Here is a 10412-nt window from a genome sequence, read left to right as displayed (position 1 = left end):
TGTCCAAGCCGACCGCGAACACCTGGTCGGAATCAAATAGCGCGAGTCTCCATCAGACCCAGGGCGCTTCAGGTGGCCGACGAGGTCCCAGCAGCCTGAGTTCCCCCGGCAGGGGCCGTAATCCCTACAGGATCGCTGGGCACACCAGTCTCGGGAGTTGGTTTGGCGGGCGCCACTCGTGCCGGGCGTATGGGTTCCTCATCCTTGTCGTTGAGGATGCCGTCCCCGTCGATGTCCGGGTCTTCCTCATTGAGCAGGCCGTCCCCATCCATGTCCGGATCAACCTCATTGATGAACTTATCGCCGTCGAGGTTGTCGTCAGCCTTGTTGTCGATGCCGTCCCCGTCGAGGTCGGTGTCATTGATGTCGAGGGTGCCGTCGCGATCGGTGTCCCGTTTGGTGTCCGGAACCCGGGGCGCCACTCCGGGCAGGAGCTCCTTCTCGCTCCCAGTGTCCGCAGACGGTGACGGTGCCGGTTGGGGTGGTGCCGTTGTGGGGCCGGGCGGGGCAGGAGCTGGTGCCGGTTGGGGTGGTGCCGTTGTGGGGCCGGGCGGGGCAGGAGCTGGTGCCGGTTGGGCGGGTTTTACGGGTTTGGTCTGGATGGCCGTGGGCTTTTGCGCCGCTGACGGTGGAGGGGCCGGTGTGGGGCTGGGTTTCGCAGGAGCGGAAGGCTCGGCCGTGGGTTGGGGCTCCTTCGTGACCTTCTTGGTGGCAGCGGCCTTCTGCTCGGCAGCTTCTTCGTCCGAGGCGGCCTTTTTCTTGGCGGTGGTCTCGTCATCCACGGGGGCCGGCACGGGCACCTCCAAGGAGTACTTGCTGCGGGAGGCGGGAATGACGCGGAGACCGTCGACCCAGTCGAAGGACTGGGGGTCCACGGCCTGCCCGTCGACCCAGGTCTCGAGGTGCAGGTTTGGTCCCGTGACTCGGGTTCCGGTGGCACCGACGGAACCGAGCTGCTCGGCTGCGGCCAGCCGGTCACCGGTGGCCACCCTGACGTCCTCGAGGTGGTTATAGGTGGTCCTCAGTCCGTCCGCGTGGGTGACCTCCACACGGTTGCCGCCCCAGACGTCCCAGAACACGGCCGTCACCTCGCCCTCGGCGGCCGCCACGACCGGCAGCCCTGCGGCTGCGGAGACGTCGGTGCCGTTGTGGAACTCGCGGTCGCCGCGATCGGGGGCGATCCGCCACCCGAAGGTTCCCCCGGTCAGGACGGCCCCGGGAGTGGTGGGGGCGATGAGGGTGTTGACGGGAAGCTCGCCCGAGTACAGCCTCGGTGCATGTCGCCCCGGGCGCACCGTCGAGGCCGCGTTCCGGGCGGCGTCGCCCGGCCCGGTGCCTTGGCGCCAGGACCCGTTGCCTGCGGCGCCGTCACGGACGGGCGAGGTGGAACGGTTCTGCCGCAACGGTGCCGCCGGAGGGTGCTGCCGCTCCTGACCTGACGCGAAGAGGCTCCACCCGCTGTCCGACCGCTCCGAGGAGGCCGAGGAGCCCGCCGACACCCCGAAGGCAGCCCCTCGTTCTTCGCCGGCCCCCGGAGTGACGCCCGAGCTGACGGCCACGCTCGGCGCCACGAGGGCCGAGAACGCGGCGAGGGCGCTCACCGGCGAGGAGGCGCGGTGACGGAGGTCGGGCTTGGCAGGGCGGCGAGAGGAGTCACGGGGCATGATGGTGTTTCCCCCAGGACGTCGCGGGCAACGACGGAAAGATCGAGCAACGGACCGCAGGCATCAAACATTGGTGTGCGCGTAGGAGCACGGACAATCCTCCTGAGGATACGTCTTCGCTCCCGTTAATGCGGTGTCGTGCGGGCACGCAACGCTGTATGACGCGCAGAGCTGCCGCCCTCCGATTCGAGGTTCCTGAATCGGTGGCAAAGTGGCGCTGATGTACCTCATGTGACGCGGTAGATCTCGGTGTCAGGGCGCCGAGTCATGGGTCAGGTGTTGCCGTGGCAGCCAGGGTGGTTCGCGCCTGTGGTCAGTCGAGCAGATTGGTGAGGCCGGGGGCGAGCAGCAAGATGGTGGGCACGATGATGAGCGCAGCGGCTGCGCCGATGACTGTTGCCTTTTGTCCCGCCGGCACGGGCGTGGCCTCCAGTCGCAGGATGCGATGACGGGCGTCCTCGGCAGGGGCCGCGCCTGTCCAGGTGCCTTGGAAGCGGTGCGAGGGAGCAGCGGATCCACCGGTGCTGACAAGGGCGACGGCTCGGGCGAGGGTACGGTCGTCGACGCTCCGGCGGGCGCGGTCGTCGGCGAGCATCTCGACGAGGAGCCCGACTTCGCGGTGAGCGCGGTCGGCGATGGGGAACCAGGGCAGGGAAGCCTTCCAGGCGCGGAATAGCATCAGCACGATGTCATGGCGTTGGGTGGCATGTGCCTTCTCGTGCTCGATCACCGCGTCCAGCTCGTTTTCATCGAGCAGTGACAGCAATCCGGCAGAGAGGACGGTCATCGTGGTGAACGCCCCCGGGAGGCAGTAGGCGACAGGGGCGGGGTTGTCGAGGAGCCGGGTGCCGGGGGCATCGGGCAACGGTGTGCTCAGGAGCAGGACCAGCTGGGCATGGCGCCGGCGATCGCGTTCGGCGCGCACAATCGTGACCATCAGGTTCAGCAGCAGATGCCCGCCGAGCAGAACTGCTCCGGACAGCGCGAGGATGTGCATCGGGCCTGCGGGCACCCATGGCTGATCTCCCAAGAAGCTAGCGGCGAAGCTGATGCCGCCCGTGACCAAGTCCGGCCCAAAAGGGGCCAGGCCGAAGGTGAGCAAGGCCCCGAGCATCGACAGCCCGCCGGCCAGGGCGACGGCCTGCCAGAGCACCAGTGCGGTGGCGGGGGCGCGGGTCGGCCACTTGGCGTGCGAGAAAAGGATCGGGACGGGCCAGGCCAGGGCGAGAGCAAATGCCGCGAGGCCGATCGAGGCGCTGATCACATGGACTCAGTGGTCGTCGAGGAGGCGCCGCAGAGTTTGTGCCTCCTCGGAACTGACGCCCCCGACGAAGCGTTCGAGTACGGCGGCCCGGTCGTTGGCTGTTCCGAGGACCTCGTGCATGAGGGAGGCCATGTGCTCTTCGCGGGACGCTGCGGCGTGGTACCGGTGGGGGCGGAAGGTGCGTTCCCGTGTGACGAAGCCTTTGCGCTCCAGGCGGGACAGGACGGTGAGCACGGTGGTGGCGGCGCGGGGGCGACCGCTGTCGGTGGCTAGGGGGAGCTGGTCCTGGAGGTCGTAGGCCGACAGGGGGGTGTCCGCCTGCCAGAGGATCTCCATGATGGATCGCTCCAGGTCACCTAAGGAGGTTGCACGTTTCGATTCGTTGGTTGCCACCAGCTGATTCTAGCGGACCGACCCACGTGTTCTACAGTGGTGTAGAAGTAGTTCTACGACTCGTAGAACTACTTCTACACCACTGTAAAAAGGCTTGGGGGACAACCCATGGATCCGTTGGAGATCGCCCGGTGGCAGTTCGGGATCACCACCGTCTACCACTTCGTGATGGTCCCGCTCACGCTCGGGCTGGGTCTGCTGGTGGCGCTCATGCAGACGATGTGGGTGCGCACCGGCAACGAGCGTTGGCTGCGGATGACGAAGTTCTGGGGCAAGCTCTACCTGATCAACTTCATCATGGGCGTGGCCACCGGGTTGGTGCAGGAATTCCAGTTCGGGATGGCCTGGAGCGAGTACTCCCGCTTCGTCGGCGACGTCTTCGGCGCACCGCTGGCGATGGAGGGCCTGCTCGCCTTCTTCTTCGAGTCCACCTTCCTGGGCCTGTGGATCTTCGGCTGGGACCGCCTGCCCAAGAAGCTGCACCTGGCCACGCTGTGGACCGCGGTGCTCGGCTCCGTGGTCTCGGCCTTTTTCATCATCGTCGCCAACTCCTGGATGCAGCACCCGGTGGGCGTGGAGATGGTGGACGGCCGCCCGGTGATGAACGACGTGTGGGCGGTGCTGACCAACAACACGGCCCTGGTGGCCTACTCCCACACCCTGGCCGGAGCGGTGGCAGTGGGCGCGGCGTTCCTGATCGGGGTTTCCTGGTACCAGCTGTGGCAGCGCCGCCGGGACAACATCGACACCGTCGACGACTCCGGTGCCGTGGTCGTGGGAGAGCGGGCCGATATTCCCGGGCGGGACCGGGTCGACCACGCGGTGTGGCTGTCCAGCCTGCGCATCGGTGCGGTGGTCGCCGCCGTCGCCTTCGGCGGGGTCGCCGCCACCGGGGACCTGCAGGGCAAGCTCATGTTCGACCAGCAGCCGCTGAAGATGGCCGCCGCTGAGGCGGCCTGCCACGATGGCACCAGCTTCTCGGTGCTGGCCGTGGGCCCGCTCGGAGCCCAGGACTGTGACCAGGTGACCAACGTCATCGAGATCCCGGGCCTGCTGTCGTTTTTGGCCCACGGGGACTTCGACACCGAAGTCAAGGGCGTGAACACCCTCATCCCACAGTACGAGGCCGCCTACGGCACCCACCTGCCTGAAGACCCCATGTACGGCGAACGGGCCGGCCAAAAGATCGACTACCTGCCCCTAATGGAGGTCACCTACTGGGGGTTCCGCCTGATGATCGGCTTCGGCATGCTCGCCGCCGGCTTCGCGGCGCTGACGCTGTGGCTCACCCGGAAGGGCACCGTCCCGGCTTCCAAGCCCTTGATGTGGGTGGCGGTGGCCTCCATCCTGGCACCCTTCGGGGCCAACATTGCCGGGTGGGTGTTCACCGAGATGGGACGGCAACCGTTCGTGGTCGTCCCGAATCCCAACCCCAGTGGTGTGGACGGGGTGTACATGTACACCGCCGCTGCCGTCTCCCCGGGAGTCAGCGGGGAGGAGATCCTTTTCTCCCTCATCACCCTCGGGCTGATCTACGCGGTCCTGCTGGTGGTGGAGACGAGGTTGCTCGTGCGCTACGTGCGCGGCGGGGTCGCCTCGGCCATGCCCGAGCTCGCCCACCACGAAGATGACCCCGCCCATCCCGAGGGCATGACCGGTCGGCGCGATGACGTGCTGGCCTTCGCCTACTGAGCCCGACGACCACAGAACGGCCCCTGACATGGAACTGCTTCCCACTCTCTGGTTCATCGCCATCGCGGTGCTGTGGACCGGGTTCATCCTCCTGGACGGCTTCGACCTGGGCGTGGGGATGCTCATGCTCACCAGTACCCGCGATGAGCGCCAGCGCCGGCAGATGCTCAATACCATCGGCCCGGTGTGGGACGGCAACGAGGTGTGGCTGATCACCGCAGCCGCCGGGCTCTTCGCCGCCTTCCCCGACTGGTACGCCTCCTTGTTCTCTGCCCTGTACGTCCCCTTCGTGTTCGTCCTGGTCGGGCTGATTTTCCGGGCGGTGTCCATCGAGTACCGCGGCAAGGTCCACAGCGACCGGTGGCGGCGGTGGGTGGACCGGGCCCTGGGCGGGGGATCGTTCCTGGTCGCCTTCGGGCTCGGTGCTGCCTTGGCTTTGACCACTACGGGCCTGCCGCTGAACGCCAACGGCGACCGCGTCGGCGGGGCCTTCGCCTGGTTCACGCCCTACGCGCTGCTCGGTGGGCTGGCGCTGGTCGGTTTCTGCCTCGTGCACGCCTCGGCCTTCCTGGGACTGAAGACCGAGGGCCCGGTCCGGGTGCGTGCCCGCCAGTTCCTCCTCCGTTTCGGCCCGGCCGCGCTGGTGCCGCTCACCGTGTGGGTGTTGGCCGTTCAAGTGCTCCACGACAAGGCCTGGACCTGGCCCCTGGTCGGTGCCGCGGTCGTCGCCGCGCTCTTCGGGTGGACCAGCGCCCGCCTGGGCCGGGAAGGCCGCGCCTTCGCCGGCTCCGCCGCACTGCTGTTCTGCGGCCTTACCTCAATCTTCGCCAACGTCTACCCCGTGGTCCTGCCCTCCACGATCGACCCCGCCCACCACCTGACGGTGGCCAACGCCTCCAGCAGCGACTACACCCTGGGGGTCATGACCGTCGTGGCGGCCATCGGCTTGCCCTCGGTGATGCTCGCTCAGAGCTGGAGCTATTGGGTGTTCCGCCGGCGCCTGACCACCGGCCATCTTCCCGCCCCCCACCCCGTCCTTCCCGCCGTTGCCCCGAGCCGCGCCGCGGGTACCCGACGTGAGGGTGTGCCGGGGACGGGCACGGACGGGAACCAGCAGGCATGAAACGTCCCCCGCTGGGCCCCGGTGGTGCTGCCACAGTCTTCACCCTCGGCCTCCTCGGAGCGCTCAAGGCTCTGGCTCTGATCGGCATGGCCGAAGCCCTGGCCCGCGGCATCGTCGGGGTCATCGCTCATGACACGGCGGCCTGGCAACGGGCTCTGCTGGTCGGGGTCGGTGCCGGGCTGCTGCGTGCCGCAACCACCTGGGCCACCCAGGTCGTCGCCGTCCGCGCCGCCGGTCGGGCGAAGCGGGGGCTGCGCCGAGAACTCGCCACCCGCCTCCTGGCCGGGGGCGGCCACGACGTCGGCGCCACGACCACTGTGGGCACCATCGGCCTCGACGCCCTCGACGACTACTACGCGCGCGTGCTGCCCTCGGTCACCGCCGCCACCACCGTGCCTCTGCTGGTCGGGGCGCGGATCCTGGCCGCCGACTGGGTCAGCGCCCTCATCATCGCGCTCACCGTGCCCCTGATTCCGGTGTTCATGGCACTGATCGGGCTGCACTCCCAGGACAAGGCTGAGGAGTCCTCCGCCGCCCTTCAACGACTCTCCCACCACCTGGTCGAACTCGCCCGTGGACTGCCCGTCCTCGTGGGCCTGGGACGGATCGAGGAGCAGGCTGCGGCGCTGCGCGATGTCTCCGAGCAGCACCGGCACACAACCATGGTGACCCTGCGCACCGCGTTCCTCTCCGCGCTCGTGCTCGAGCTGATCGCCACGCTCTCGGTCGCCGTCGTGGCGGTGTTCGTCGGCGTGCGCCTCGTCTACGGTGACCTCGACCTCCTGGTGGGACTCATTGCCCTCATCCTCGCCCCCGAATGCTTCGCCCCCTTCCGCGACCTCGGCGCAGCCTTCCACGCCTCCCAGGACGGCATGGCAGCCTTGCACTGCTCCCGTGAGATCGTCGCCGAGCCCCCGGCCCCCGACATCCGCAGACCGACGCCACCGGAATCGAACCCCGCAACGATCAACCCCCAGCCGGACACCCCAGCGGACCAGGCACCCGCGGTGCGAATCAGTGGCGTGGTCGTGCGCTACCCAGGACGGCCCTCCCCAGCAGTATCCGGTCTCGACGCCGAAATCCCTTCCGGAACTATCACTAGCGTCGAAGGCCCCAGCGGCAGCGGCAAATCCACCCTGCTCGGGGTCCTCGCCGGAACCATCGAAGCCCAAAAAGGAACCATCCACGGGATCGACCCGGCTGCAGTGGCCTGGGTGCCTCAGCACATCCACACCGTCGGCGAGACCGTCCTCGACGAGATCCAGCTCTACGCCCACGACACCGCTTCCACCCACCACGCCCTCGCGCGAGTCGGACTGACCGGGCTGGCCGAGGCGGACCCGAACCAACTCAGCCCCGGGGAACTGCGCCGCCTGGGCCTGGCCCGGGGCCTGGTCCGCATCACCGCCGGGGCCCGGCTGCTGCTCCTCGACGAGCCCACCGCCCACCTCGATCCCACCAACGCGCACCGCATCAGAAACCTCATCGACAACCTGCGCGGCACCACCACCGTGATCCTGGCCTCCCACGAAACCGAGATCACCGCCCTCGCCGACCAGAAAGTGCTCCTGGGGCAGCCCGCCAGCCCCCGCGGGGAGGGGGCGCATCGCCAGCCAGGAACCACCGCCCCGGAGGAGCAGCAGGCCTCCGATCGCCAGGGCGAGGCGTTCACTTCTTCACTCGCCGAGACCTGCGGTGGTGCGTTGGGCGAGCTCAGGGCGTTCCTCGCCTCCACTCGCTGGCGCATGTTGGGGGCAGCGGCCCTGGGGACGGCCTCAGCCCTGTTCGCCGCCGCCCTCACCACGCTGTCGGGCTGGCTAATCGTGCGCGCCAGCGAGCAGCCGGGAATCATGTACCTGATGGTCGCCATCGTCGGCGTCCGCTTCTTCGGCATCGGCCGCGCCGTGCTGCGCTACGCCGAACGACTGGCCACCCACGACGCCGTCCTGTCCGCCACCACCGAGCTCAGGTCCCGGATCTGGGCCGGGCTGGCCGCCCGAGGCCTGGCCTCCCGGGTTCTAGCCACCGGTGGGGCGGCCCTGGAGCACCTGGTCGACGCCGCCGACCGGGTCCGCGACCTGGCCCCCCGGGTCCTGCTGCCACCGATGGCCGGGGCCGGCACCGCCCTGGGGGCTGTCGTCGCCGTCATGGCCCTGTGCCCCAGCGCGGTGCCCACGCTACTGGTCGCCGTCCTCGGCGGGCTGCTCGCCGGGCCCGTCGCGGCGCTGCTGGCCGACCGATCCGCGGCCCGCCACCTCACCGTCGTGCGCTCCAGCGTGATCCGCCGCTTCGCCGCGATGGTCGCCGCCTCCGACGAGCTGCGCGCCAACGATCGAGCCAAGGACATGCTCGCCCGGCTCGACGACCTCGAGCAGTCCGCGGACACCGCAACCCGGTCCACTGCCTGGGCGCGGGGCCTGGGCGAGGCCGTCGTGGTGCTGGCCTGCTCCCTCTCCTCCGTGCTCATGCTGGCAACCACCGTCGAAGCCCGGGCGGCAGGCACAATCTCCGCACCGGTCGTCGCCGCACTCGTGCTGCTGCCCCTGGGCCTGATCGATCCGCTGCTCGGCGCGGTCGATGCGGTACAGCAGTGGCCCGCGCTGGCCCAGTCGCTGCGCAAGGTCCATGCCGTCACCGCCACAACCACCCGCCATAAGCGACCTCGGCCCCCCGCCGGGCTGGTTCCGGCTCAGGTCCAAGAGCTGACGCTGGCCGACCTGGCCGTCACCTGGCCGCAGGCGCCGGCCCCGGCATTCCGCCACCTCCAGGCCACCGTGCGCCGGGGCCGGTGGCTCGTCGTTGAAGGTCCCTCCGGCTCAGGCAAATCCACCCTGCTGGCGACCCTCCTGGGCCACTTGCCCGCCGCGGAGGGCTCATGGCAGGTCAACGGCTCCGACAGCACCACCTTCGACGCCCGGCAGCTGCGGCGACGCTTCGCCTGGTGCCCCCAGGAGGCACACCTGTTCGACTCCACCATCCGCGGGAACCTCCTGCTCGCCCGGGGGAAAAACGATCGGCCCACCGATGAGGACATGCATGAGGTCCTTACCCGCGTGGGCCTGGAGTCCTTCATGGGTGGATTGCCCCAGGGCCTGGACACACCAGTCGGCCCGAGCGGAGGGAGCCTCTCGGGAGGCCAACGACAACGCATCGCCGTCGCCAGGGCGCTGCTCACCCGCGCCGACGTCCTGCTCCTCGACGAACCCACCGCTCACCTCGACGCACCCGCTGCCCACTCGCTGATCTCCGACCTGCGCTCAGCACTGTCCGACCGCATCGTCGTGCTCGTGACCCACCACGCCGAACAACGCACTGGAGCAGACGTTCGCCTCCACCTGCCAGGAGCGCACCAGCACTGCGCACCACAGCCCAGTGACCATGCACAGACCAGTGACCATGCGCAGGCTAGAAACGGCGACCGGTCACTGACGCGTGTTCCCTGACCGTCCCGCCAACGCAGAAAATTCCAGGCGTCCCAGATGGGATACAGCCCTTCCGGGGACTCTGCTCGACCCGTCCTCAGCGCCGGCGCCCGGCTGACCTGCGCTGGCACGGGTTAATCCGGAAGGCTCCGAGAAGACGCCATGGCGAGTAGGACCATCCCGTGACGAGACACCGCTCGGCTCCCTCACGCTCCCGGGGCGATGGAGGTGTCGGTGCTCGCTGTGGCGTCTTCGGCGGGCGGCACGGTGGCGCGGCGGGGTGAGCGGCCCAGATCTACCACACGGTAGATCAGACCCGCCACCAGACCCCCCAGCAACGGGGCAACCCAAAACAGCCACAGCTGAGACAGGCTTTCAACACCCCCGATAACCGCGGTGCCGGTGGAGCGGGCCGGATTCAGCGACCCGCCGTCGAAAGGCGCCAGGATGGTGAGCAGGAAGGCGAAGCTCGCCCCGATCGCCACCGGGGCCAGGACCGCGTTGGCCCGTGGGGCTGTCGAGCCCAGGACCACGAGGACGAACAGCGTCGTCGCCACGAACTCGACCAGAAGCACGGTGGACCAACCGGCTTGGGAGGTGGAGTTCTCCCCGTAGCCGTTGGCCACCGCCCCCAAGGCCTGGGCGGTGGTGGAGGCATCAATCAGTGTCATCAGCACCGCCCACAGCATGCCCACCGCGACCAGCGCCCCGAGCACCTGGGCCACCACGTAGCCGAGGGCGACCTTGGCCGGAGTGCGCCCGGACACGACCGCTGAAGCGCCGTGAGTTTGTTGGAGGCTCCTGACCTTGGAAACGAGGATGGAGTTATGCCGAAGGAACTGGCGAATGGGAAG

At 68.9% G+C, this 10412-nt stretch carries 7 protein-coding genes; 3 read left to right on the top strand and 4 right to left on the bottom strand.

All coding sequences use genetic code 11. The features are described from left to right. Nucleotides 1-68: 68 nt before the first annotated feature. The 3 genes from RF637_RS13555 to RF637_RS13545 form a co-directional block, all read right to left on the bottom strand. A complete protein-coding gene (locus RF637_RS13555) occupies nt 69-1664 on the bottom strand; it encodes a peptidoglycan DD-metalloendopeptidase family protein (protein WP_144933147.1) in 1596 nt (531 codons plus the stop codon). Between the two features lie 313 nt (nt 1665-1977). Continuing rightward, nucleotides 1978-2928, bottom strand: a complete 951-nt coding sequence (locus tag RF637_RS13550; protein WP_019311283.1) for a M56 family metallopeptidase — start codon at nt 2926-2928, stop codon at nt 1978-1980. Between the two features lie 6 nt (nt 2929-2934). Beyond that, the gene (locus RF637_RS13545; protein ID WP_257879654.1) at nt 2935-3321 is read right to left on the bottom strand and encodes a BlaI/MecI/CopY family transcriptional regulator; all 387 of its coding nucleotides are present in this window, start codon (nt 3319-3321) and stop codon (nt 2935-2937) included. 108 nt (nt 3322-3429) lie between these two features. Here RF637_RS13545 and RF637_RS13540 point away from each other — a divergent pair, with 108 nt between their 5' ends. From RF637_RS13540 to cydD, 3 genes are read left to right on the top strand one after another with little or no spacing between them, the layout of a single operon-like run. Then, nucleotides 3430-5013 carry a cytochrome ubiquinol oxidase subunit I gene (locus RF637_RS13540; RefSeq protein ID WP_019311285.1) on the top strand — a complete coding sequence of 528 codons (1584 nt, stop codon included), beginning with the start codon at nt 3430-3432 and terminating at the stop codon, nt 5011-5013. A 28-nt stretch (nt 5014-5041) separates the two neighbouring features. Continuing rightward, the gene (gene cydB / locus RF637_RS13535; RefSeq protein WP_019311286.1) at nt 5042-6136 is read left to right on the top strand and encodes a cytochrome d ubiquinol oxidase subunit II; all 1095 of its coding nucleotides are present in this window, start codon (nt 5042-5044) and stop codon (nt 6134-6136) included. Then, nucleotides 6133-9579 (top strand): thiol reductant ABC exporter subunit CydD, encoded by a 3447-nt coding sequence (gene cydD / locus RF637_RS13530; protein WP_145008094.1) that lies wholly within the window; start codon nt 6133-6135, stop codon nt 9577-9579. Before cydB ends, cydD begins: the two co-directional genes overlap by 4 nt. Before the next feature lie 185 nt (nt 9580-9764). Here cydD and RF637_RS13525 read toward each other — a convergent pair. Continuing rightward, nucleotides 9765-10412, bottom strand: a 648-nt coding sequence (locus tag RF637_RS13525; protein WP_368809835.1) for an aquaporin, incomplete at its 5' end; no start/stop codon positions are given.

The organism is Kocuria sp. CPCC 204721 (assembly GCF_040980945.1).
In the GTDB taxonomy this organism is placed as follows: Bacteria; Actinomycetota; Actinomycetes; order Actinomycetales; family Micrococcaceae; genus Kocuria; species Kocuria marina.
Note: the sequence above shows the minus strand (reverse complement) of the source record. Positions and strands in the feature narration are given on the sequence as shown.

Bases quoted from the DNA above. Each gene is read 5' to 3' on its own strand.
- RF637_RS13555 (WP_144933147.1), bottom strand. From the start codon at position 1,664: ATGCCCCGTGACTCCTCTCGCCGCCCTGCCAAGCCCGACCTCCGTCAC.
- RF637_RS13540 (WP_019311285.1), top strand. From the start codon at position 3,430: ATGGATCCGTTGGAGATCGCCCGGTGGCAGTTCGGGATCACCACCGTC.
- cydB (WP_019311286.1), top strand. From the start codon at position 5,042: ATGGAACTGCTTCCCACTCTCTGGTTCATCGCCATCGCGGTGCTGTGG.
- cydD (WP_145008094.1), top strand. From the start codon at position 6,133: ATGAAACGTCCCCCGCTGGGCCCCGGTGGTGCTGCCACAGTCTTCACC.